This is a genomic window from Nostocoides vanveenii (genome assembly GCF_039531165.1).
Classification (GTDB): Bacteria; Actinomycetota; Actinomycetes; order Actinomycetales; family Dermatophilaceae; genus Nostocoides_A; species Nostocoides_A vanveenii.
Genome location: NZ_BAAAPN010000001.1, coordinates 22,070 through 43,760 on the forward strand (window position 1 = coordinate 22,070; position 21,691 = coordinate 43,760).

Consider the following 21,691-nt stretch of genomic DNA (forward strand, 5'->3'; position numbering starts at 1 on the left):
GCGGCATAGCCGAGGCGCGCGCCCATCTCGACCGGTCGGGAGTCGCCCACCTCCCGCGCATGACGCTCGACATCGGGGGTCTCCATGCTCGCCATGATTCCAGCCGACGAGCTAGCGTGAGGCGCTGTGAACGAGGCAATCCAGAGCGCGGCGGTGATCGTCAACCCAACCAAATTCGGCGACGACCTCCAGGACGCGATTGCGTCGGTCATCGCCGGCTTCGGGCGCCGCGGTCTGCCCGTGCCGACCGTGGTCGAGACCACCGAAGACGACCCGGGATACGGCCAGACGCGACAGGTCCTCAGCGACGGGGCCCGTCTGGTCTGCGCCCTCGGCGGCGACGGCACCGTCCGGGCGGTGGCGCACGAGCTGGCGGGCACCGGCATACCGCTCGGGTTGCTGCCGGGCGGGACCGGCAACCTGCTCGCGGGCAACTTCGGGGCGCCGACGGATCTGGAGGACGCGGTCGAGGTCGTGTGCACGGGGCTTGATCGGCGCATCGACGCCGCGTGCGCGGTGGTTGACGGTGGCGAGCGTCAGCTCTTCACGGTGATGGCCGGCATGGGCTTCGACGCGGCCATGATGGACGACGCGACCGAGGGCCTGAAGAAGACGATGGGCTGGCCCGCCTATGTCGTTTCCGGTGCCAAGAATCTGCGCAGCAGCACCTTCGGCGCCCACATCACCACCGACAACGAGCGCACCGACGCTGCGGATATCCGCACGGTCGTCGTCGGCAACTGCGGCACCCTCAAGCCCGGGCTGACGCTCTTCCCGGATGCGCTCATCGACGACGGCATCTTGGACACCGTGGTCGTCTGTCCCTCTGGGGTCGCCTAATGGGTCGGTGCCGTATGGACGCTCGCCCGCGGAGCGGACGGCGCCGACTCCGACGCCATCGCCCGCTCCCGAGGTGACCGAATCCGGATCGAGGTCGACCCCGCGCAACGCGTGGAGTTGGACGGGGATGGGTTCGACGAGGCGCGCACCATGGAGATCACGATGGACCCCGGCGCACTGATCGTGCGAGTGCCCCGCTGCGAGTAGCCCCACCCGCGCGCACTAATCCGGGATGCCGACCTGAGCACGGATGGTGTCCATCACGCGCAGCAGGCGGATCGAGTCGGCCAGGGGGCGGATGGGCGAGGCGGTCTCGCCGACGGCGAGATGACGTGCGACGGCGGCAGCCTGGAAGTGCAGCCCGCCCTCGTGTGCCGCCTTCGGCTCGTCATACCGAAGGCGCTCGCCACTGCGCGTGGTAAGCGTGAAGCCGCCCGGCTGGTAGAACGGCCCGTCGACGACCACCGTGTGATTGAGGCCGGCGAAGGTCGCCGTCGTCGGGGTCTCACCGACGATCGACGTATGCAGCGCCCCCACCCCGCCGCGCTCGCCCTGCATCGCGATCGCGAGTTGCCCGTTGACGCCATTGGGCGCGGGTGCGCCGTATGCCGTGACCGAGATCGGGTCACCGAGCGCCCACATCGCGATGGAGAGCGGATAGGTGCCCATATCGAAGAGCGGCCCGCCGGCGAGCGCGGGGTCGAAGATGCGGTGATCCGGCGTGAAGTGCTCGCCCATGTCGGCGAGCACGGCGTCGACCTCGATGTCCGGCACGAGTTGGGCCAGGACGTCGTACTTCGGCAGGAAGAGCGTCCAGAACGCCTCCATGCAGAAAACTCCCGCCGCCGCAGCGTGATTGGCGATGTCCTGGGCCTCGGCCTCGCTCACCGCGATCGGCTTCTCGACCAAGACGTGTTTGCCGGCGGCGATGGCGAGAAGCGCGTGCTCGTGGTGGTAGTTGTGCGGCGTCGCGACATAGATGATGTCGACGTCGGGGTCGGCGACCAGCGCCTCGTAGGACCCGTATGCCCGCTCGGCCGCCACCGTGCGCCCGAAGCGCTCCGCGCTCTCCTGCGATCGTGAGCCAACGGCATACACGCGTTGAGTGGTGTTGCGCCGCAAGGCGGTTGTGAACTTCTCGGCAATCCATCCGGTGCCGAGGATCCCCCACCGCAGCGATGGGGCGGTCCGCGGGTCGGGCGTCCGGGCGGTGGGCAGGATGAGCATCGCGCTCCTTCGTGATCGGGCTGACGGAATGTTAGGACATTTGCCGTCCGGCGTCCACGTCAGGGGACGATGAGCACCTTGTGTGCGGACCGATCATGCGCGACGGCATCGAGCGCCTGGCCGTAGTCGTCGAGGGAGAACCGGTGGGTGATGATGCCGTCGGTCTTGGCTCGCCCGGAGCGCAGGGCGCGGATAGCGGCCGCGAACGAGGTGATCTCGGCGAAGGAGCCCTTGATGGTGATCTCACGCCGGAAGACGTCGAAGGGGTGGAAGCGGACAACCTCGTCGGCCCGCGTGACGCCGTAGATCAGCACCGTCCCGCCATTTCGGGTGAGCGGCACGCAGATCTCGGCAACCTCGACCGAGCCGGTGGCCTCGATGACGTAGTCGTAGCCGTCGCGACCGGACGCCGCTCGCAGCGCCTCGAGGTTGCCGGCGCTGTCCGTGCGGTCGATCACGACTGTCGCGTCAATGCCGAGAGCCGTCGCCGCCTCAAGCTTGTATGCCGTTGGCGCAGCCACTGGAACGTGCGCGATGCCGCCGCGCTTGAGCAGTTGAGCGACGAGCAGCCCGGTCGGTCCCGCTACGAAGACGAGGGCCGTCGAGCCCGGCCGGGCGGCCAGCGTCTCGATACCGTGCATCGCGCACGCGGTTGGCTCGGTAAAGACCGCGGTGTCGGGGTCGATTCCCTCGGCGGAGTAGACGAAGTTGACCGGGGCGACGACATACTCCGCGAAGCAGCCCGGATAGTTGGAGCCGACCCCTTGAGGTCGGTGCACAGAATGAGCCGGCCCTCGAGACAGTAGTCGCACGTCCCGCAGTGAATATTCGGGTTGACGGTGACCTGCTCGCCGAGAGCAAAGCGATCGACATCAGCACCGAGCGCGTCCACAGTGCCGACGCACTCGTGCCCGGGGGTCAGCGGGAAGACGGCATTGACGTCGCCGTGGTGGATGTGGACATCGGTGCCGCACACGCCGACCTGAGTGACCCTGATCCGGACTTCGCCCGGGCCAGGCTCAGGGGTGGGGATTTCCTTGACCTCGAAGCTCTCGGGTGCGTCGTAGACGACGGCTTCATCTGTGGTGCGCCTTCCGCCTCGGCGTGTCTGTGGTGGTGGCTGGCCGCGGGTGTCGGGTCAGGCGGCGGCTGGGATGTTCAGCACCGACGCTACCGAAGCGGTCAAGGACCCGTTGCGGTTCTGCCGGGGGTTTACCGCTCAGATCAGGCGGGGATCGACCGGCTGCGACGCCCAGGTCTCGCGCACCCAGGCGTGCGCCGGGTCGTCGCAGATCAGCCAGGCCCGCTCAGGCCCGGGGCCAGCCATCACATTGAGGTAGTAGAGATCGGCGTCCGGCGCGGCGACGGCGGGTCCGTGCCAGCCGTGCGGCACGAGCACCACGTCGTCGGTCCGGACCTCGGCGAGCACATCGATCGGGCGCCCACCGGCGGCGTAAACCCGTTGGTAGCCAACTGGATCCGTGCCTCGCGCGTCGGTGCTTCGGGTCTGGAAGTAGTAGATCTCCTCCAGCTCCGACTCCACTCCAAGCCGCTCGGTGTCGTGCTTGTGCGGTGGCCAGGAGCTCCAGTTCCCAGCCGGTGTGATGACCTCGCAGGCGATCATCCGGTTGGCCTCGAGCACGCCGGGAATGCCGAAGTTGCGCACCTGCCGGGAGGCGATCCCGGCCCCGCGCAACTCGACCGGCACATCGCTCGCCGGTAGGTGCCGGAAGGGTGGCGGCTCGGTGCCGGTCGCGTCGGCCGCCAGACAGATCGCTATTCGAGCCGGGCCGGTGCCGGTCAGGGTCAGTGTGCTTCCCGTCGGCACGTATGCCGCGTCACTCGCTCCCGCCCACACGGACTCGCGGCCGGCGAGCTCGGCCTGCTCCACGACGCCCGCTCGTTCCGTCCGGACGTGCACGCCGCCGGCGAGCGGGACGACGATCGCCTCGCGCTCGCCGAGATCGACACGTCGTTCGTCGCCGTCGGCAAGAGTCGCGAGCAGCAGCCCCGTGTGCGCCCAACCCGGTATGCCGTCGGTGATGTCAACATCCCAGCCGTCGGTGGCGGTAGCGCCCGCCAGTCGGACCCAGGCGGCGTTGTCGTCTCCGGTGCTCATTTGCGGTCTCCATGGACGAGTCGGGCGGCGGTGTCGACGGCAGCGGCGACATCGTCGTCGGGCGGGTAGAGCAATGCGCGGCCGACGACGAGTCCGGCGGCCGGCGGGATGGCCAGGGCGGCGGCCCAGCCGGCATACGTCCGGTCCGGGTCGCCGGCGGGATCGCCGCCGAGCAGCAGCGTCGGCAATGTGGTGGCGGTGAGCACGCGTTCCATCTCGCCCACGACCGGCAGCTTCAGCCAGGTGTAGGCACTGCTCGCCCCCAGGCCCGAGGCGATGGCGATGGACGCGATGACCGAGTCGGGATCGAGGAGATTCTCGACGCGGCGCACGCCGCGCCGGGCGCTGAGGAAGGGCTCGACCAGGGCGAGCTTGCGGGCAGTCGCGAGCGCGGTCACCGCTGCCCCGCTCGCCTCCAGCGTCGAAGCCGAGCCCGCATCGTCAAGCGCGATGCGCGTCAGCATCTTTCCACCGTCAAGATTGTGGTTGACGATGGTCGGCACGTCGTAGGCCGTGAACCGATCGTCGAACTCGAATGTCGCACCCTGCAGGCCGCCGCGGTTCATGGAGCCGATGACGAGCTTGCCCTCCAGCAGACCAGCGAGGAGGAGGTCTTCGAGGATGTCGGGCGTGCCGAGCACTCCATCGACACCCGGCCGGCTCAATGCCGTTGCCAGCCGGCCTAGCAGCTCCCGGCGATCCGCCATGCGGGGCTCGCCCCGGACCGTCAGCGCGCCCCTCGCCGGGTGGTCGGCGGCAATCAGCAAAATGCGGCCGTCGGCCGGGCGCGTCGCCGGCAGGCGCGTCTGCCAGGCACCAGCAATTGCCTGGGGCTCCGCGATCCGGCGCCGGGTGAGAGCGGCGAGGTCGATCATCCGGTCACTTCGCCTATCACGTGCCGCACCTGCGTCTCGGTCGGCATCGCCGACGCACACTCCAGGTAGCCTGCGACGAACGCCCCTGCGGCACTGGCGAATCGGAGCGTCCGGTTAAGCGACCACCCCATGAGCAGGCCGTGGCACACGGCGCCACCGAAGGCGTCCCCAGCGCCGAGGCCGTTGACCACTTCGACGGGTGTTGGCGGCACGACTACACGCTCGTCCGCAGTAGCGCCCAGCACCCCGCGCGGCCCCTGCTTGACGATGGCCAGCTCGATCCCGCGCTCGAGCAGGGCGTCTGCCGCGCGGTCCGGGTCGGTCTCACCGACGGCCACCCGGCATTCGTCCCGGTTGCCGATTGCGACCGTGCTCGCGGCGAGTGCGGCGTCCGCTGCCCGCGTGGCGTCGTCCTCGGTGCGCCAGAACATCGGCCGGTAGTCCAGGTCGATGACCGTATGCCGATCCTCACCCCCCGCGGCATGTCGCAGCTCCCAAGCGGTCGCGTGGGCGGTGCGGCTCGGCTCCGCGGACAAGCCCGTCAGCGTGGTCCACAGCAGCCGGCTCTCGGTGACGGCCACGGGCGGGATCTCGCCCGGCCCGACGCGCAGATCCGGCGCCGTCGGATAGCGGTAGAAGTAGAGCGGGAAGTCGTCCGGCGGGAAGAGTTCGCAGAAGGTCACCGGCGTCGGGAGGCCCGGGTCCGTCGTGACGAGGTCGGCGTCCACCCCCAACTCGGTCAGCGAGCGGCGCACGAAGACGCCGAACGGATCGGCGCCCACGCGCGAGATGAGCGCCGCCGAGTGCCCATAGCGAGCCGCTGCGACGGCGACATTTCCCGCACTACCGCCGAGAAACTTCCCGAAGCTCGTGACATCGGCGAGCCCGACCCCCGACTGCAGCGGATAGAGATCCACTCCGACCCGGCCGATCGCGAGGACCTCGAACGAGCGCGGCGTCATACGGCCATCTTCGCGGGTCACCGTGCAGGTGTCAATCTTTGTTAGGACATATGGTTGTTCGGCTGTTGTGCAATCGGTGACATAGGCTCAACTTTGTGATCCCCATTGCCGTGACTATCGACCGCGCCAGCCCGGTGCCCCTGTATCACCAACTCGCCGAGCAACTCACCGCGGCGATCGAGAGCGGGCAACTCGGGCCGGGCGATGCTTTCGAGAACGAACTCGCGCTCGCTGACCGGCTCGCGCTCTCCCGGCCAACGGTGCGCCGGGCCATCGCCGAGCTCGTCGCCCGCGGTCTGCTCGTGCGGCGCCGCGGCGTGGGCACCACGGTCGCGAGCCAGGTCATTCACCGGCGCGACGAGCTGACCAGCCTCTATGACGATATGGTCCGCCGCGGCCAGCAGCCGACCACCAAGGTCCTCGGCTTCCATTCCGCGACAACGAATCCCGCGGCCGCCGCCGCGCTCGGCTTGACGCCGGAAACTGCGCTCGTCAGCATCGAGCGGCTGCGCCTGGCCGGTGGCGTGCCGACGGCTGTCATGCACAACTGGCTTCCGCCACGCTTTGCTGACGTCACCGCCGATGAGATCGCGAGCGGCTCCCTGTATGCCGCCCTTCGCGCCCGTGGCGTGCGCCCGGTGATCGCCCATCAGACGATCGGCGCCCGCCGTCCGACCGCAACCGAGCGCACGTTGCTGGACCTCAAGGCCGGCGATCCGCTGCTGACGATGACCCGCCGGGCGTATGACGCTGAGGGTGCCGCCGTGGAGTTCGGCGACCACTGCTACCGCTACGACCAGTACGCCTTCGACGTCACCGTCCACGACCACTGACCCCGTCGAAAGGCCGGTTCAGACCCGTCGAAAGGCCGGTTCAGACCCGTCGAAAGGCCGGTGAAGCGTCAGAAGAAGACCTGAGCCCCGACGACCACGGTCCGGCTGATCGGCACGTGGAAGTAGTTGGTCGGGTCGGCCGCGTTGTGGGACAAAGCGACATACACCGGTTTGCGCCACCGCGCCATGCCCGGCCGGTCGCTCGCGTGCACTGAGATCCGGGACAGGTAGTAGCGCGCGGTCTCCGGGTCGACGGGCAGCCCCTGAGCAGCCGCGATCGCCAGGCCCGCGGGAATGTCCTGCTCGTCCGCGAAGCCAAAGCGCAGCCTGACCAGCCATACGCCGTCCGAGTCGTCGCCAAGATCATCGATCGTCACCCGCTGCTCGTCGGGCACATGCGGGACATTCATCCGGATGGTGTTGGTGATGACGACACGCTCGTAGCGGACGTTGGTGAAGTCGACCGATTCGCGGAGCGACAAGGGCGCGGTGTCGTCGCGGACGTGCAGAAAGACACCGGTGCCTTTGATCCGCAGCAACTCACCCGAACGCGCCTGCGCAAGGAAGTCACCGATCGGGCGTTCGAGCTTGGCCCGGCGATCCTTGACCAATTCCTGACCCCGTCGCCAGGTGATCATCACGAAGGCGATCACCGTAGCCAACAGGATTGGCAGCCAGCCGCCATGGGTGATCTTAGTGGCATTCGCGCCGACGAAGGTCAACTCCAGCCACAGAAAGGGGAGCCCGAAGGCCGCGAGTTGCCAGGGTCGCCAGCCGAGGGCGGCATCGGCATACACCAGGAACAGGCACGTGGTCAGGACGAGCGTTCCCGTGACAGCGAGGCCGTAGGCGACGGCGAGATGCTCGGAGCTACGAAAGGTGAGCATCAAAATGAGCACGCCGGCATACAGCAGCCAGTTGACGACCGGCACATAGATCTGACCGCCTGGTGCTCGGAGGTCTGATGCACGCTCAGGCGGGGCAGGAAATCGAGACGCTCGGCCTGCCGCGAGACCGAATAGGCACCCGAGATCACCGCCTGCGAGGCGATGACGGTCGCGATAGTGGCCAGGACCACCAGCGGCAGGGTCGCCCAGGCCGGCGCCAGATAGAAGAAGGGCCGGCTCGCCGTCGACGGATCCTTGACGATGAGCTCGGCGTGGCCGAGGTAGTTGAGCGTCAGGCTGGGGAAGACCAACCAGAACCACGCGGAGAGGATGGCGGGCCGGCCGAAGTGGCCCATGTCGGCATACAGGGCCTCGGCGCCGGTGATGGCGAGGACGACGCCGCCGAGCGCGAGGAAGCTGATCAGCTTGTGCGCGAGGGCGAACTGGATCGCGAGGTGGGGCGAGAGCGCCCACAACGCGCGGGGATACGCGATCACGTGCGGGATGCCGAGCAGGGCGAGCGTGACGAACCAGCCGACCATGATCGGGCCGAAGAGCCGGCCGACCCGCTCGGTGCCGCGGCTCTGCACGGCGAAGAGCGCCGTGATGATCACGATCCCCATCGGGATGACCCAGCGGGCCATGCCCGGCGAGACGACCTCGAGACCCTCGACCGCCGACATCACCGAGATCGCCGGGGTGATGACCGAGTCGCCGTAGAAGAGAGCGGCCCCGATAACCCCGAGGAGCATGACGAGCCGGAACCGCTTGCCGCCTGGCCGCACCGATTGCCGTGCGAGGAAGGCCAACGAGAGCACCCCGCCCTCGCCGTCATTGTCCGCGCGGAGCACGAACCGGACGTATTTGATCGAGACGATCAATATGATCGACCAGACGATGGTCGACATCACGCCGAGCGCGTTGTCTCGTGTGGGGGTCACGATGCCGCCGTCGAGGCCGAAGACGGTCTGCATGGCGTAGCGGGGACTGGTGCCGATGTCCCCGAACACGACGCCGAGGGCTCCGAGAATCAAAAGGCGCCGACCCCGTGCGGTGGTCGGCGCTCATGCAGCACGCACGACATCAGCGTATGCCCGATCCCCCACCCCCCGCGCGGCCCGGCCTCATCGGCCGAGCCGCGTCAGAGCGTGAAGGCGGAGCAGAAGGCCGCGAGCGCGTCCTCGCTCGACCCGCTGGGCCAGCCCTCCAGGCCGATCACGCCGGCATACCCCATGTCCTGCAAGGCTTTTGCGACGCCGCGGTAGTTGATCTCACCGGTGCCGGGTTCACACCGGCCCGGCACGTCGGCTACCTGGATCTCGCCGACCCACGGCAGGGCTGCCCGGCAGAGCTCGATGCGGTTTCCTTCACCGATCTGGGCGTGGTGAAGATCGAGGTTGAGCGACAAATGCGGGCTGTCGATTGCCCGCACCAACGCCAGGGTGTCGGCCGCCCGCGCGAACGGCGTGCCCGGGTGGTCGACGGCGGTGTTGAGGTTCTCCAGGCTGTAGGTCAGATCGTGACGCTCCGCGAGTTCGGCGATCCGTTGCAGAGTCGATCGGGCCGTCGCCTACCTGCTCGACGTGAGACCGACGGCCGGGTCGACGGGCACGACCGGTTGGCCGCGCCCGTCGAGTCCGGTGCCGTGGATGTTGAGGTGGCGTGCGCCGATGCGGCGAGCCACCGCGATCGACTCCGCGGCCGTCGCAAGCAGCCGGTCGGCGCCGGCGGAGTCGGCCAGCGTGCCCTCGGTGTAGCCGGTCATCGACGTGAAGACCACGCCCTCACCGGCCAGGTGCTCGAGGGCGTCGAGGTCGTGACCGCGCCAATCCCAGATCTCGACGGCGAAGCCGAGGTCGTGGATCCGCCGAATCCGCTCCGGTTTGGGCAGGTCGGCGAACAGCATCTCGCTGCTCGCCGCGAGCAGGGAACGGGCTCGATCCGGCCGCCATCTCGGGCGCTCGCCTACTGGTTCTGCGGGAAGCCCAGGTTCAGGCCGCCGTGGCTGGGGTCGAGCCAGCGCGAGGTGACGACCTTGCCGCGGGTGAAGAAGTGCACGCCCTCCATGCCGTGGGCGTGGGAGTCGCCGAAGAGCGAGGCCTTCCAGCCGCCGAAGGAGAAGTAGGCCATTGGGACGGGGATCGGGACGTTGATGCCGACCATGCCGACTTCGACCTCGTTCTGGAAGCGCCGCGCGGCACCGCCGTCATTGGTGAAGATCGCTGTCCCGTTGCCGTAGGGGTTGTCGTTGATCAGCTTCAGGCCCTCGTCGTAGGACGCGACGCGGACCACCGAGAGCACCGGGCCGAAGATCTCGTCGTCGTAGACGGGCATACCGGGGGTGACATTGTCGAAGAGTGTCGGCTTGAGGAAGAAGCCGTCGCCATCCGCGTCGACATCGCCGTCGCGTCCGTCGACGACCAGGGTGGCGCCGGCCTCGGTGCCCTTGTCGAGATAGGAGGCGACCTTGTCGCGGTGCTCGCGGGTGACGAGCGGGCCCATGTCGGTGCCGCGGGTGCCGTCGCCGGTGACGAGCTTGCCCATCCGGTCGGTGATCTTGCTGATCAGGTCGTCGGCCACCGGCTCGACCGCGAGCAGCGCAGAGATCGCCATGCAGCGCTCGCCGGCCGAGCCGAAGCCCGCGTTGACGGCGGCGTCGGCGGCGAGGTCGAGGTCGGCGTCGGGCAGGACGAGCATGTGGTTCTTGGCGCCACCGAGGGCCTGGACGCGCTTGCCATTGGCGGTGCCGCGCTCATACACATATTTGGCGATCGGGGTGGAGCCGACGAAGGACACGGCGCGGACGTCGGGGCTGTCCAGGAGAGCATCGACGGCTTCCTTGTCGCCGTGGACGACATTGAGGACGCCGTCCGGCAGGCCGGCCTCTTTCCACAGTGCCGCAACGGCATTCACGGCCGACGGGTCCTTCTCAGACGGCTTGATGATGACGGCATTGCCGCACGCGATGGCGATCGGCACGAACCACAGCGGCACCATGGCCGGGAAGTTGAAGGGCGAGATGACGGCCACCACGCCGAGGGACTGCCGGATCGAGTAGACATCGACGCGCGTCGAGACATTCTCGGAGAAGCCGCCCTTGAGCAAGTGCGGTATGCCGCAGGCGAACTCGGCGACTTCGAGGCCGCGTGTGACCTCGCCGACGGCGTCGGAGTGCACCTTGCCGTGCTCGGCAGTGATCAGCGCGCCGATCTCCTCCTTCTTGGCATTGAGCAGCTCACGGAACTTGAAGAGCACCTGCGTCCGCTTGGTCAGCGAGGCGTTCTGCCACTCCGACTCCCAGGCCGCCTTGGCCGATGCCGCGACCTCGTCGACGAGAGCTTTGGAGGCCAGGTCGAGCACGCCGGTCTGTGCACCGGTCGCCGGGTTGTAGACGGGCGAGGTGCGCTCGGCGGTCCCGGTCCATTCGGTGCCGGCGATCAGATGGGTGATACGGGTCGGGCTCATGGCGCGCGCACTTTCGTTCCGGAGGACTTTGTTAGGACAAAGTACCATATGTTCGCGTCCGCTGTGAGCGTTCCGCCGCTTGCGCGAATAGTCCTATTGTCCTAACATTCAGACAGCACACCGGGTGACGCCCGGCCCTCTCGGCACCAGGAGTTCTCCGTGACCACGACCACGACCACCACCCCGCTCGAGGCCATGACCGCGAGCGAGCCCACCGTGCTGTGGAACGACAGCGCCGACCCGCGCGAGTTGGCGCAGTCGATCGCCTGGGGTGCCGTGGGCGCCACCTGCAACCCGGTGATTGCCGTCAGTTGCGTCAAAGCGGACCTGCCGCGCTGGTCGGACCGGATGGCCCAGATCGCCGCCGAACGCCCGACCGCCTCCGAATCCCAGATCGGCTGGCAAGTCGTGGAGGAGATCTCGCTCGAGGCGGCGGCGATGCTGCTGCCGGCATACGAAAAGTTCGGGGGGCGCAATGGGCGCCTGTCGATGCAGACCGATCCCCGCCTAGCGCGGGACGCGGTGGCGCTAGCCGACCAGGCCGAGGCTTTCAGCCGGGTGGCCCCCAATGTCATCGTCAAGATTCCGGCGACGGCCAACGGGATCGCGGCGATCGAGGACGCCGTCGCGCGCGGCGTCTCGATCAATGTCACCGTCTCCTTCTCGGTGCCGCAGGCGATTGCCGCAGCCGAGGCAATCGAGCGGGGTATGGCGACGCGCGAGGCTGCCGGACACGATGTCTCGGCCATGGGGCACGTCGTGACCATCATGGTCGGGCGACTGGATGACTGGCTCAAGGACTGCGTCGCGCGCGATGGTGTGGACATCGACCCCACCTACCTGGAGTGGGCCGGTGTCGCGGCCTTCAAACGGGCCTATGGGATTTTCCAGGAGCGCGGCTTCCGCTCTCGTCTGCTATCCGCGGCCTTCCGCAACACCAAGCATTGGTCGGAATTCGTCGGTGGCGATGTCGTGATCTCCCCACCGTTCGCGTGGCAGCAACGCATTCAGGACGAGTGCGAGGTCGTGGTCGAGGACCGGATGGCGATCCCCGTCGATCCCGCGATCATCGATGCGCTCTCTGAGCTCCCCGAGTTCCGGCGTGCCTACGATCCCGACGGTATGACGATCGCCGAGTTCGACGGCTTCGGCGCCACCCGCAAGACCATGCGTCAGTTCCTCGGTGCCGATGAGGAGCTCGACCACCTGGTGCGCGACATCCTCGTGCCCGCACCCTGATCGACCGGGCACCATAGCGGCAGACCCAACGCATCCGAGCACGAACGTGAGGCAGGCATGAGCGAGACGATCCGGTTGACCACGGCCCAGGCCATCGTGAAATTCCTTGGGGCGCAATGGTCCGAGCGCGACGGGGTCGAGCAGCGGCTCGTCACCGGGATGTTCGGGATCTTCGGGCACGGCAATGTGTGCGGAGTCGGGCAGGCGTTGCTGCAGGACCAGATCTCCTTCGAGGAGTCGGGGGCGCAGGATCCGCTCGCGGCCGGGCACGTGCCCTATTACCTGATTCGCAACGAGCAGAGCGGGGTGCACGCGGCGACCGCCTATGCGCGCACACGCAATCGGCTGCAGGTGATGTCGGTGACGACGTCGATCGGGCCGGGGGCGACGAATATGATCACCGGCGCCGCGCTGGCGACCACCAACCGCATCCCGGTCCTGCTCTTCCCCTCCGACCAGTTCGCCAATCGCATCCCGGATCCCGTTCTGCAACAACTGGAATCGCCGCAGACCCTAGACACCGCGGTGACCGACTGCTTCCGGCCGGTGTCGCGCTTCTTCGACCGGATCAACCGGCCCGAGCAGCTCATCCCGTCGCTGTTGAACGCGATGCGCGTCCTCACCGACCCGGCCGACACCGGCGCGGTCACCATCGCCTTGCCGCAGGACGTCCAGGCCGAGGCGTATGACTGGCCGCTCGCCTTCTTCCGCAAGCGCGTGTGGCATGTCGGCCGGCCGGTGCCCGAGCCCGCGGCGCTGGCACGTGCGGTCGAGATCATCCGGTCGGCGAAGCGCCCGCTGGTGGTCGCCGGCGGTGGCGTGGTGTATGCCGATGCGTCCGCGCAACTGCGCGAGTTTGCCTCTGCGACAGGGATTCCCGTGGCCGACACTCATGCGGGGAAAGGCGCAATCAACTGGGATCACCCGTCCTCGGTGGGTGCGGTCGGGTCCACCGGATCGTCCGCGGCGAACGCGCTGGCTCGCTCGGCCGATGTCGTCATCGGCATCGGGACGCGCTACTCCGACTTCACGACCGCCTCGCACACGATCTTCGCCGACCCGGAGGTGCACTTCGTCAACATCAACACCCTGGGGTTCGACGCGATGAAGCACGGCGCGACCATGGTCGTAGCCGACGCGCGCGCGGCGCTGGAGGGGTTGACGGCGGCGATGTCCGGGTGGCAGGTGGACGCGGCATACCGGCAGGAGGCGATCGACCTCGACGCGGCCTGGCAGCGTGAGGTCGACGCGTGCTACCACCGCGACCACGGGCCCTTGCCCGCACAGACCGAGGTCTTCGGCGCGCTCAACGAGCTGATGGGACCCGAGGATGTCGTCATCAACGCGGCCGGCTCGATGCCCGGTGATCTCCAATGTCTTTGGCGGGCAACGACTCCCGTGCAGTACCACGTGGAGTATGCGTTCTCGTGCATGGGCTACGAGATCCCAGCGGCGATCGGTGCGCGGCTCGCGCTGCCGGGCGGCAACCGCGTCGTCGCGATCGTCGGCGACGGGACCTATCAGATGCTCCCGATGGAGATCGCGACCGCAGTGTCGGAGGGGTTGGACCTGACCCTGGTGCTGCTGCAGAACCACGGGTTCGCCTCGATCGGGGCGCTATCGGAGTCGCGCGGCTCGCAAGGGTTCGGCACGAAATACCGGATGCGCAATGCGGCAACTGGCCGGCTCGACGGGGCCGACGTGCCCTTCGACCTCGCGGCCAATGCGGCATCCTGGGGCGCGAATGTGCTGCGCTGCAACGGGATCGCCGACTTCCACGCGAAGTTCACCGAGACGGCCGACAGCCCCGGAGTGACCGTGCTCTACATCGAGACCGACCTGACCGGCCCCAACCCGCCGGGCACCGCGTGGTGGGACGTGCCGGTCGCGCAGGTGAGCGACCTGGAGTCGACGCGAACGGCATACATCGAGCATGTCGAGGCCAAGAAGGCGCAGCGCTTCTACGTCTGATCGCCCACCGGACGCCGCATTGCGGCGACTCCCGTCCGGTGCTTGAGTTTCGTATGCCGCGCACCTACCTCGGGATCATCACCGGCTCCTTCTCCACGCCCGCCGCCGACAACCCGACGGTTGTCGCCATGGAGGCCGCGTATCGCCACCATGGCCTCGATGCCCGCTATCTCAACTGCGACATCGGTTCGGAGGAACTCGCGGCCGCCGTGTCCGGGGCCCGGGCCATGGGCTGGGCGGGCTTCAACTGTTCGATCCCGCACAAGCGGACCGTCATCGACCTCATCGACGCGCTCGCGCCTTCGGCCGAGATCATCGGTGCCGTCAACTGTGTGGTGGCGACCGACGATGGGTTGATCGGCCACAACACCGATGGCCAGGGCTTCGTCGCGGCCCTGACGCAGGTGCGGACACCCGAAGGCGCCCACATTGTGGTTCTCGGCACCGGTGGCGCCGCCCGCGCCGTGGCCGTCGAGACGGCATTGGCCGGCGCCGCCTCGATCACCCTCGTGGGACGCGAGGCCGACGAGGCGAGCACGCTGGGTGCCTATGTCACCCAGGCGACCGGTGTGCCCGCATACGCCAAGGGGTGGGAGGGGGCGTATGCCGTTCCCCCCACCGCCGACATCCTCGTCAATGCGACCAGCGTCGGCTTCGGCGATCCCGACGCGATGGTCGACATTGATGTCGCGAGCCTGCGGCCCGGGCTCATCGCCGCGGACGTCGTGGTCAGTGCGACACCGACGGCGTATGTCCGCGCCGCTCGCGCCGCCGGCGCCACCGCCCTCGACGGGGTCGGGATGATGGTGGGCCAGGCCGCCGTGAACTTCCACCTATGGACCGGCGTCGAGCCCGACCGCGACGTCATGCGCGCGGCCCTGGAGGCCACCCTCGCCGGCTGACGAACCCACCACCACTTTTCGTCGAGAGGCCGGTTCAGCCACGTCGAGAGGCCGGTTCGGTTCGTCGACACATACCCTGGCCGCGTGATCACCGAAGTGCCGAAGAGCAACAGCGACCGCCTCTGGGGTGCTCTCTGGCCCGGCGGCGTCGGCAAACCTATCGAGGACATCGAGCAGATCACCCACCGACAGCGCCCGGGGGACGTTCACCGCTGTCGCCATCGCGATCCCTCCGCCTCGGTCCCTGCCGTTGCCTCCAAACCAAGTGGCGCAGGTCTCTTCGCCTCGATGCGGAAGCGAATGTCTTGGGGCCCCTCCGATGGTGATGCCGACGTGGGACCAGTTCATGGCGACCGTGCTCCGCGCGCTGGCGGATGGCGAGACGCGTTCTCGCCGTTGGTTATACGACAACGTCGCCGCGGAAGCGGAACTCACCGACGAAGAGCGTGCAAGGATCCTGAAGTCCGGCCAGCCGATGTACGAGAACAGGATCGGTTGGGCCACGTCTCATCTGACTCGGATCGGCGGTCTCGACCGTCCGGCGCGCGGCCAGTACGTCATCACTGACGTCGGACGTCGCCTGCTCGCCGAACACCCTGACGGGATCACCGAGCGTGACACCTTCACGGCCGCCGAGAATGCCGGCATACGAAATGCCCCGCCGATCCCGAGGACCCGTGCACGCCAGACCGCTGCGCGACCCGCCCTGTCGACGGACCACGAGGCCGCGCTCGACCCGGTGGAGCAGATCGAGATCGGCATCGCCCGCATCCACGATGAGGTCTCCGCCGATCTGCTGACCCGATTGCACGAGCGTGAGCCGGCGTTCTTCGAGCAGGCGGTGCTCGATCTGCTCATGGCGATGGGCTACGGCGGCGCGGAGGGGACCGCCACGCGCACCCAACTATCCAATGACGGCGGCATCGACGGGGTCATCGACCAGGATGCCCTCGGCCTGAGCCGGGTCTACGTGCAGGCCAAGCGCTACGCGCTCGGCGCAAGCATTGGCCGGCCAGAGATCCAGGCCTTCGTCGGCGCCCTGCACGGCAACGCCGCGAACCAAGGCGTTTACCTCACGACGGCAGGTTTCAGCTCGGGCGCCAGAGACTACGCCAAGGGCATCGCGACCCGCGTCGTGCTCGTCGATGGCCAGCGGCTCGCCGCCCTCATGATCCGCTACGGCGTCGGGGTTCAGGTCAAGCGGACGGTCCAGATCGTCGAGATCGACGAAGACTTCTTCGACTGAGGCTGACGAACGTGGTCCGGGATCGAGCTCACATGGTGCCCACGCACTCCAGCCACACTGGTCCAGGCGGGCCGGATCACGATCGATGGCGGCTAGGGTCCCCGAGGTACCACCTAGGCGAGGGCGCCTCGATGACCGGCTACTCGCCGACGAGCCGTCACCGCCCACGAGGGGGCTCCGTCCACTCGATAGGCCTGAACCGGCCTCTCGACGGGGCTGAACCGGCCTCTCGACGGGGCTGAACCGGCCTCTCGACGTCAGGGTGCGGGGGCGGGGGCCGTGGTGGAGCGTTCGACCAGAGTGGTGGCGAGGCGGTCGACGCGCCTGGGGCCGTCGGCGCCGCGCATCCGGTCCTGGACGATGTCCACCGCGACCAGGCCAAACTCCTCGACCGACTGACGCACGCTCGTCAGCGACACCATCTCCAATGCCGCGAGCGCGGAGTCGTCGACGCCGACCACGCTGATGTCCTCCGGCACCCGCAGGCCGGCGGCCCGGAACCGCCCGATCGCGCCGACAGCGTTCTAGTCGTTGGCGGCATACACCGCGGTGGGGGGGTTCGACATACGCAGAATCGCCTCGGCGCCGGCGGCGCCGCCTTCGGCCGTGAACGCCGCCTCGATGACGAGCTCGGGCAGGCCGCGACAAGTCGATCAAGCTGTGCATGTACACCCACGGCGACGGCGGCGGCTTCTGGTCGGTCGCGAAGAAGGGCGCGATGAAGGCCGCCGAGGACCTTGGTGTCACCTTCGAGTACTTAGGAGTCCAACAACGACCCGGCCAAGCAGGCCCAGCTCATCGAGGCCGGCGTCAGCGCCGGGTACCAGGGCATCGCCGTCTCCGCGCCCATCCCCGACGCCATCAAGGGCGCCCTCGGCAAGGCCACCGCGGCCGGCATCCCCATCGTCACCATGAACTCCGGCAGCGCCGTCTTCGCCAACCTTGTCCGCCGGCCTGGCCGACATCTCCAAGAGCGAGGCCGAGATCCAGGCCTAGCTGGAGTCGGAGAAGGACATCGACGGCATCTTCTCCCTCAACGCCGACATCGCCACCGGTGCGGCGATCCCGGCCGCCGAGGCTGTGAACCGCGGCATCAAGATCGGCACCCTCGACCTCTCCGGCGACGCCGTGCAGGCGATCAAGGACGGGAAGATGGAGTTCGCCATCGACCAGCAGCAGTACGCCCAGGGCTACCTGCCCGTCGTCCTGCTCTACGTCAACAAGCTCGACGGCCTGGTCCTCGGTGGCGGCAAGCCGATGTACACCGGCCCCGGTTTCGTGACCAAGGAGAACGCCGACCTGGTCCAGAAGCTCGCCGACGCCGGCACTCGCTGATCCACGCTCGCGGTGGCGGGCCCGACCCGCCACCGCCCCGCCGGCGCGCAGCCGCCGGCGCGGCCACGGCATACGCCGATCGGCCCGCACCCGACCGGAGGCCGCCTCCGGACCGTATGTCGCCCGCATCCGTCCCTCACGGAGGTTTCCGTATGTCCACCGCTAGTCCGCGCGTCGACGAACGCGTCGCCACGACCTCATCGCTGACCCGTATGCTGCGCCGCCCCGAGCTCGGCGCCTTCCTCGGCGCGGTCGTCATCTATGTCATGTTCGCCCTGGTCGACAAGAACGGCACCTTCGCCACCATCGCCGGCACCGCCCGCTGGACCGATGTCGCGGCCAGCACCGGCATCGTCGCCGTCCCGGTCGCGCTGCTGATGATCTCCGGCGAGTTCGACCTCAGCTCCGGCGTCATGATCGGCACCTCCGGCCTCCTCGCGGGCCTGCTGACCACCCACTTCGGCCTGAGCATGTGGCCGGCCATCCTGCTGACCTTCGCCTTCGCGGCGTGCATCGGACTGATCAACGGCTGGCTGGTCATGCTCACCGGACTGCCGTCCTTCATCGTCTTCGTGTTGGCGCTGGTCGACGTGCTGCGCGCCGGCGGGCGCTTCACGGTCTGGGAGGACCCCCTGATCAACAATGTCGCGACACCGATCGCGTCCGCGGAGATCGGGGCACTCCTGGGGAGGGCCGTCGACCGGGGGGCCGAGGGCGTGCTGCACTTCGCTGGTGGGAGCGCGGTGACACGCCGGGAGTTGGCGGAGGCGACCTGCCGGGTCTTCGACCTCGACCCGGCACAGCTGGACTTCGGGCCGCCGCCCGACGAGGCGCGCATCCCGGCGCCCGTGCCCTTCGACACCTCGATGTCAGGGGCACGGACGATGACGGATCTCGGCACCCAGGCCTGGCCCATCGAGGACCAACTGCGGTCACTGCGCCTCGAGGTGGACGAGGGTGCCCCCGCCCCCCTCAGCTGATCCCCAGATTTCCCGTCGAGTGGCCGATTCAGCCCCGTCGAGTGGGATGGGGCCGGTCGGTGTTGCCGGCGGGCTTACCGAGGAACATATTCCGCAGTATCTCCTCGACGATGCCGGTCGGCGGCATAACCGGTTAAGTAGGTGCCGAGCTCGCGCGTGACGATCGCGCCGACGGGGATGCGCGAGCGCCTTCGGGATTCACCGATCTGACGGGCCAGTTCGAAGCGGACGTCGAGATGGCTCGCGCCCGCGCGCGTGGATCAGCAAATCACCGGGCGTCGAGACGGCCGTATGCCGCAGCCCGCCCCCCACTCGAGGAACATGCCGGCCCGCGACGGTGGCCACGACCTTGCTGGATGACCACTTATGGCGTCCTGCTCGCTAGCGCGGCCCAGACGCCGCTGGGTGACGTCGACACCGTCACCTAGCTTTCCCCGTCGAGTGGCTGAACCACCCTCGCCCACGCAGAGCGTGGGACAGGGACGGGCTGAACCGGCCACTCGACAGGGCTGAACCGGCCACTCGACGGGGCTGAACCGGCCTTTCGACGCCCCTGAACCGGCCTTTCGACGGGGGTGGGTCAGAGCGTGACCCAGCCGGCGCCGGCGGCGGAGCGGACCATGGCATCCAAGGCTTCGGCCGAGGCGACGGCGTCGGCCAGGACCGGGCCTTCCGAAGTCCCGGACAGGATCGAGCGCACGAAGCCCGCCAACTCCACGACCTTGGTGTCGTCATAGCTGGTGGGGATGCTCGACCCCGGCTGGAAGCGCCCGTGCTCGCCCGCGCCCGGGCCGACGAAGAGGCGCTGGGTGGGCTGATCGGCATACGTGCTTCCGGTGGACAGACGCAACTCGCCGGGCGTGCGGAAGTCCCACTCGATCAGACCCGTGGTGCCGTGCACCTCGATGCCGTAGTTGTTCTGCTCACCTACGGCCACCCGGCTGCACTCGAGCGCGACGAGCACGCCGGCGTGGGTGCGCATCATGGCCATCACATAGTCCTCGTTCTCGACCGCGCCCTTGGGCGCTTCGGGGTCGCCGAGGCCGTGGCCATAGGTCTGCGCGCCCTCCTGGAGCACCGGCCGTTCGGGGATGAAGACCGCGGTCCGCGCGACCAGCCCGGCGAGGTCACCGAGGACATAGCGCGTCAGGTCGACCGCGTGCGACGCAAGGTCGCCCAGGACCCCATGGCCTCCCGACGCCAACCCATACCGCCAGGTCAGCGTGCCGAGCGGGTGCGCGGCGTAGTCAGTCAGCAGCCGCACCCGGGCGTGGGTCGGCATACCGATCGCGCCGTCGGCGACCAGCTCGCGCAAGCGAGCCGACGCCGGCACCGCACGGTAGTTGAACCCCACCGTCCCCTGCACGCCGGCAGCAGCGACGGCATCGGCGACCGCCTGCGCGTCCGCGGCGCAGAGGCCGACCGGCTTCTCGATCCACAGGTGCTTGCCGGCCGCGGCGACGGCGACGCCGATCTCGCGGTGGAGGGCGTTGGGCGCGGTCACGCTGACCGCCTCGATGCGCGGGTCCGCGATCAGCTCGCGCCAATCGCCGTATGCCGTGGCGAACCCGTGCTTGGCGACCGCGGCATCGCGCGCCCCCGGGACGCTGTCGGCAACCGCCACGAACTGCGGCGTCACCCCCAGGTCGGCGTAGTGGTGGCGCAGGCGTCCCCACGCCCGGGCGTGCACATCACCAAGCCAGCCGGCGCCGATGACGCCGACCCCGATCGTGCGCTGCGCGCCGGTCATGGTCAGGCCCCGAGCCGGGGCGCGACGTTGGTGGCGAGGTAGTCCAGGCAAGTGCGCACATCGTCGACCGGACCGGTGCCCGCGGCGGGCAGGCCCTGGGTGAGCGCGGTGTCCTGCTCCAGGACATACCACCCGCGGTAGCCGCCGGCCTCCAGCGCGAGAACGGCCTCGTCAATCGCGACGTCACCCTCGCCGAGCGAGCGGAACATCCCGGCCTGGACGCCCTCGACGAGCGTCAGCTCACCGGAGAGCACGCGGTCCGAGGTCGCCACGTCGACGTCCTTGAGGTGGACGTGCCCGACGCGGTCGCCGTGCTCGCGGGCGAAGGCGACCGGGTCGACCCCGCCGATCTGCAGGTGGCCGGTGTCGAGACACCACTGGACGTCGGTGTGCTCCAGCGCCAGGGCGACATCGGCCGCGGTCTCGACGACCGTCCCGACGTGCGGGTGGAGGACCTGGGTCAGGCCGTGGGCCGCGCAGATGGCGTCGACCTCGCGCAGGCCCTCGCCGACGATCGCCATCCCGGCCGCGTCGAGCGGCACGGGCGTCGACCAGTCGTAGTCCTGGACCAGCGCGGTGACGAACCGGGTCGCCCCGGCCGCCTGGAAGAGCTCCGCGACCTCGGTGGCGCGGCGCAGGGCGTCGGCCCGCTGGGCCGGGTCGTGCAGGACGAGCGGCACGAAGCCGCCGATCATCTCCAAGCCGTAGCCCGCCAGCAGCGCGTTGAGGTCGCCGGCCTGCTCCGGGAGGAAGCCGGGGGCACCGAGTTCGGTGGCGGGAATGCCCAGCTCGCGCATCTCGCCGAGCACCCGGTCGGACGGCATGACCTCACCCCAGCCGGGCACTTCGCAGATGCCCCAGGAGATGGGCGCGGCGGCGACGCGGCCGTCGAGAGCACCGAGCGAGGGGGACATGACAAACCTCCGGATTCGAGTGGCGAGGGTAGGCGGGGGCGCCAGTCACAGCATACGGCAACCGACCGTATTTGTTCTATCAAAGGTATGTGCACACATTTGCACTCATGGAGGGTCAGGCCACGCTTGGCGGCGTGTCGATATGA

Annotated in this window: 19 protein-coding genes and 4 pseudogenes; 9 read left to right on the forward strand and 14 right to left on the reverse strand. The window is 68.8% G+C overall.

Features of this window, described 5'->3' with window-relative positions; all coding sequences use genetic code 11:
- Positions 1–126: 126 nt before the first annotated feature.
- Positions 127–840, forward strand: a complete 714-nt coding sequence (locus tag ABD209_RS00090) for a diacylglycerol/lipid kinase family protein (RefSeq protein WP_344060321.1) — start codon at positions 127–129, stop codon at positions 838–840.
- Between the two features lie 222 nt (positions 841–1,062).
- Here the strand turns inward: ABD209_RS00090 and ABD209_RS00095 are convergent, their stop codons facing one another.
- The 6 genes and pseudogenes from ABD209_RS00095 to iolC form a co-directional block, all read right to left on the reverse strand.
- On the reverse strand, positions 1,063–2,067 hold the full coding sequence (locus tag ABD209_RS00095) for a Gfo/Idh/MocA family protein (RefSeq protein WP_344060324.1): 1,005 nt from the start codon (positions 2,065–2,067) through the stop codon (positions 1,063–1,065).
- 59 nt (positions 2,068–2,126) lie between these two features.
- The gene (locus ABD209_RS00100; protein ID WP_344060326.1) at positions 2,127–2,846 is read right to left on the reverse strand and encodes a zinc-binding dehydrogenase; all 720 of its coding nucleotides are present in this window, start codon (positions 2,844–2,846) and stop codon (positions 2,127–2,129) included.
- A gap of 41 nt (positions 2,847–2,887) precedes the next feature.
- Positions 2,888–3,043: pseudogene (locus ABD209_RS19685) on the reverse strand (alcohol dehydrogenase catalytic domain-containing protein); the annotation flags it as partial.
- A 243-nt stretch (positions 3,044–3,286) separates the two neighbouring features.
- Positions 3,287–4,186: a 5-deoxy-glucuronate isomerase gene (gene iolB / locus ABD209_RS00105; protein ID WP_344060328.1), complete on the reverse strand. Its 900-nt coding sequence runs from the start codon at positions 4,184–4,186 to the stop codon at positions 3,287–3,289.
- Positions 4,183–5,061, reverse strand: coding sequence for a Cgl0159 family (beta/alpha)8-fold protein (locus tag ABD209_RS00110; RefSeq protein ID WP_344060331.1), 879 nt, complete (start codon positions 5,059–5,061; stop codon positions 4,183–4,185). The genes iolB and ABD209_RS00110 overlap by 4 nt, the downstream gene beginning before the upstream one ends.
- Positions 5,058–6,023, reverse strand: a complete 966-nt coding sequence (gene iolC / locus ABD209_RS00115; protein ID WP_344060334.1) for a 5-dehydro-2-deoxygluconokinase — start codon at positions 6,021–6,023, stop codon at positions 5,058–5,060. The genes ABD209_RS00110 and iolC overlap by 4 nt, the downstream gene beginning before the upstream one ends.
- A 95-nt stretch (positions 6,024–6,118) precedes the next feature.
- Here iolC and ABD209_RS00120 point away from each other — a divergent pair, with 95 nt between their 5' ends.
- Positions 6,119–6,856 carry a GntR family transcriptional regulator gene (locus ABD209_RS00120; RefSeq protein WP_344060337.1) on the forward strand — a complete coding sequence of 246 codons (738 nt, stop codon included), beginning with the start codon at positions 6,119–6,121 and terminating at the stop codon, positions 6,854–6,856.
- A 68-nt stretch (positions 6,857–6,924) separates the two neighbouring features.
- Here ABD209_RS00120 and ABD209_RS00125 read toward each other — a convergent pair whose 3' ends face one another.
- From ABD209_RS00125 to ABD209_RS00145, 5 genes and pseudogenes are all read right to left on the reverse strand, one after another.
- On the reverse strand, positions 6,925–7,494 hold the full coding sequence (locus ABD209_RS00125) for a KUP/HAK/KT family potassium transporter (RefSeq protein ID WP_425564513.1): 570 nt from the start codon (positions 7,492–7,494) through the stop codon (positions 6,925–6,927).
- Positions 7,474–8,717 (reverse strand): annotated as a pseudogene (locus ABD209_RS00130) (KUP/HAK/KT family potassium transporter); the annotation flags it as partial. The gene ABD209_RS00125 and the pseudogene ABD209_RS00130, both read right to left, overlap by 21 nt.
- A 167-nt stretch (positions 8,718–8,884) precedes the next feature.
- A pseudogene (locus ABD209_RS00135) lies at positions 8,885–9,298 on the reverse strand (TIM barrel protein); the annotation flags it as partial.
- 15 nt (positions 9,299–9,313) lie between these two features.
- On the reverse strand, positions 9,314–9,649 hold the full coding sequence (locus ABD209_RS00140) for a hypothetical protein (protein ID WP_344060346.1): 336 nt from the start codon (positions 9,647–9,649) through the stop codon (positions 9,314–9,316).
- Between the two features lie 59 nt (positions 9,650–9,708).
- The gene (locus ABD209_RS00145) at positions 9,709–11,208 is read right to left on the reverse strand and encodes a CoA-acylating methylmalonate-semialdehyde dehydrogenase (protein ID WP_344060349.1); all 1,500 of its coding nucleotides are present in this window, start codon (positions 11,206–11,208) and stop codon (positions 9,709–9,711) included.
- 159 nt (positions 11,209–11,367) lie between these two features.
- Here ABD209_RS00145 and ABD209_RS00150 point away from each other — a divergent pair, with 159 nt between their 5' ends.
- The 4 genes from ABD209_RS00150 to ABD209_RS00165 all read left to right on the forward strand — a co-directional run bounded on the left by ABD209_RS00150 (position 11,368) and on the right by ABD209_RS00165 (position 16,566).
- Positions 11,368–12,447 carry a transaldolase family protein gene (locus tag ABD209_RS00150; RefSeq protein ID WP_344060352.1) on the forward strand — a complete coding sequence of 360 codons (1,080 nt, stop codon included), beginning with the start codon at positions 11,368–11,370 and terminating at the stop codon, positions 12,445–12,447.
- A 57-nt stretch (positions 12,448–12,504) separates the two neighbouring features.
- Positions 12,505–14,418, forward strand: coding sequence for a 3D-(3,5/4)-trihydroxycyclohexane-1,2-dione acylhydrolase (decyclizing) (gene iolD / locus ABD209_RS00155; protein WP_344060355.1), 1,914 nt, complete (start codon positions 12,505–12,507; stop codon positions 14,416–14,418).
- A gap of 53 nt (positions 14,419–14,471) precedes the next feature.
- On the forward strand, positions 14,472–15,320 hold the full coding sequence (locus ABD209_RS00160; protein ID WP_344060358.1) for a shikimate dehydrogenase family protein: 849 nt from the start codon (positions 14,472–14,474) through the stop codon (positions 15,318–15,320).
- A gap of 346 nt (positions 15,321–15,666) precedes the next feature.
- The gene (locus tag ABD209_RS00165) at positions 15,667–16,566 is read left to right on the forward strand and encodes a restriction endonuclease (protein WP_344060361.1); all 900 of its coding nucleotides are present in this window, start codon (positions 15,667–15,669) and stop codon (positions 16,564–16,566) included.
- A 257-nt stretch (positions 16,567–16,823) separates the two neighbouring features.
- On the opposite strand, the gene ABD209_RS00170 is transcribed toward ABD209_RS00165, so the two are convergent.
- Complete coding sequence (locus ABD209_RS00170) at positions 16,824–17,075, reverse strand: substrate-binding domain-containing protein (RefSeq protein ID WP_344060398.1); 252 nt, start codon at positions 17,073–17,075, stop codon at positions 16,824–16,826.
- A gap of 288 nt (positions 17,076–17,363) precedes the next feature.
- Between ABD209_RS00170 and ABD209_RS19690 the strand changes: the two are divergent.
- The 3 genes and pseudogenes from ABD209_RS19690 to ABD209_RS00185 all read left to right on the forward strand — a co-directional run.
- Positions 17,364–17,429: pseudogene (locus ABD209_RS19690) on the forward strand (hypothetical protein); the annotation flags it as partial.
- A 151-nt stretch (positions 17,430–17,580) separates the two neighbouring features.
- Positions 17,581–17,901 (forward strand): substrate-binding domain-containing protein, encoded by a 321-nt coding sequence (locus tag ABD209_RS00180; RefSeq protein ID WP_344060401.1) that lies wholly within the window; start codon positions 17,581–17,583, stop codon positions 17,899–17,901.
- Positions 17,902–18,053: 152 nt separating this feature from the next.
- A complete protein-coding gene (locus ABD209_RS00185) occupies positions 18,054–18,881 on the forward strand; it encodes an ABC transporter permease subunit (protein ID WP_344060367.1) in 828 nt (275 codons plus the stop codon).
- Positions 18,882–19,461: 580 nt separating this feature from the next.
- Here the strand turns inward: ABD209_RS00185 and ABD209_RS00190 are convergent.
- Together ABD209_RS00190 and ABD209_RS00195 are read right to left on the reverse strand one after the other, a co-directional pair.
- On the reverse strand, positions 19,462–20,631 hold the full coding sequence (locus ABD209_RS00190; RefSeq protein ID WP_344060370.1) for a Gfo/Idh/MocA family protein: 1,170 nt from the start codon (positions 20,629–20,631) through the stop codon (positions 19,462–19,464).
- 2 nt (positions 20,632–20,633) lie between these two features.
- Positions 20,634–21,545 (reverse strand): TIM barrel protein, encoded by a 912-nt coding sequence (locus tag ABD209_RS00195; protein ID WP_344060375.1) that lies wholly within the window; start codon positions 21,543–21,545, stop codon positions 20,634–20,636.
- Positions 21,546–21,691 lie beyond the last annotated feature (146 nt).

What these genes read in the sequence shown, in the direction of transcription:
- ABD209_RS00110 (WP_344060331.1), bottom strand. Translation starts at nt 5,061, where the DNA reads ATGATCGACCTCGCCGCTCTCACCCGGCGCCGGATCGCGGAGCCCCAG.
- ABD209_RS00165 (WP_344060361.1), top strand. Translation starts at nt 15,667, where the DNA reads ATGGCGACCGTGCTCCGCGCGCTGGCGGATGGCGAGACGCGTTCTCGC.
- ABD209_RS00195 (WP_344060375.1), bottom strand. Translation starts at nt 21,545, where the DNA reads ATGTCCCCCTCGCTCGGTGCTCTCGACGGCCGCGTCGCCGCCGCGCCC.
- ABD209_RS00145 (WP_344060349.1), bottom strand. Translation starts at nt 11,208, where the DNA reads ATGAGCCCGACCCGTATCACCCATCTGATCGCCGGCACCGAATGGACC.
- ABD209_RS00160 (WP_344060358.1), top strand. Translation starts at nt 14,472, where the DNA reads ATGCCGCGCACCTACCTCGGGATCATCACCGGCTCCTTCTCCACGCCC.
- iolB (WP_344060328.1), bottom strand. Translation starts at nt 4,186, where the DNA reads ATGAGCACCGGAGACGACAACGCCGCCTGGGTCCGACTGGCGGGCGCT.
- ABD209_RS00185 (WP_344060367.1), top strand. Translation starts at nt 18,054, where the DNA reads ATGTCCACCGCTAGTCCGCGCGTCGACGAACGCGTCGCCACGACCTCA.
- ABD209_RS00125 (WP_425564513.1), bottom strand. Translation starts at nt 7,494, where the DNA reads ATGATCACCTGGCGACGGGGTCAGGAATTGGTCAAGGATCGCCGGGCC.
- ABD209_RS00140 (WP_344060346.1), bottom strand. Translation starts at nt 9,649, where the DNA reads ATGCTGTTCGCCGACCTGCCCAAACCGGAGCGGATTCGGCGGATCCAC.
- ABD209_RS00190 (WP_344060370.1), bottom strand. Translation starts at nt 20,631, where the DNA reads ATGACCGGCGCGCAGCGCACGATCGGGGTCGGCGTCATCGGCGCCGGC.
- iolC (WP_344060334.1), bottom strand. Translation starts at nt 6,023, where the DNA reads ATGACGCCGCGCTCGTTCGAGGTCCTCGCGATCGGCCGGGTCGGAGTG.
- iolD (WP_344060355.1), top strand. Translation starts at nt 12,505, where the DNA reads ATGAGCGAGACGATCCGGTTGACCACGGCCCAGGCCATCGTGAAATTC.
- ABD209_RS00095 (WP_344060324.1), bottom strand. Translation starts at nt 2,067, where the DNA reads ATGCTCATCCTGCCCACCGCCCGGACGCCCGACCCGCGGACCGCCCCA.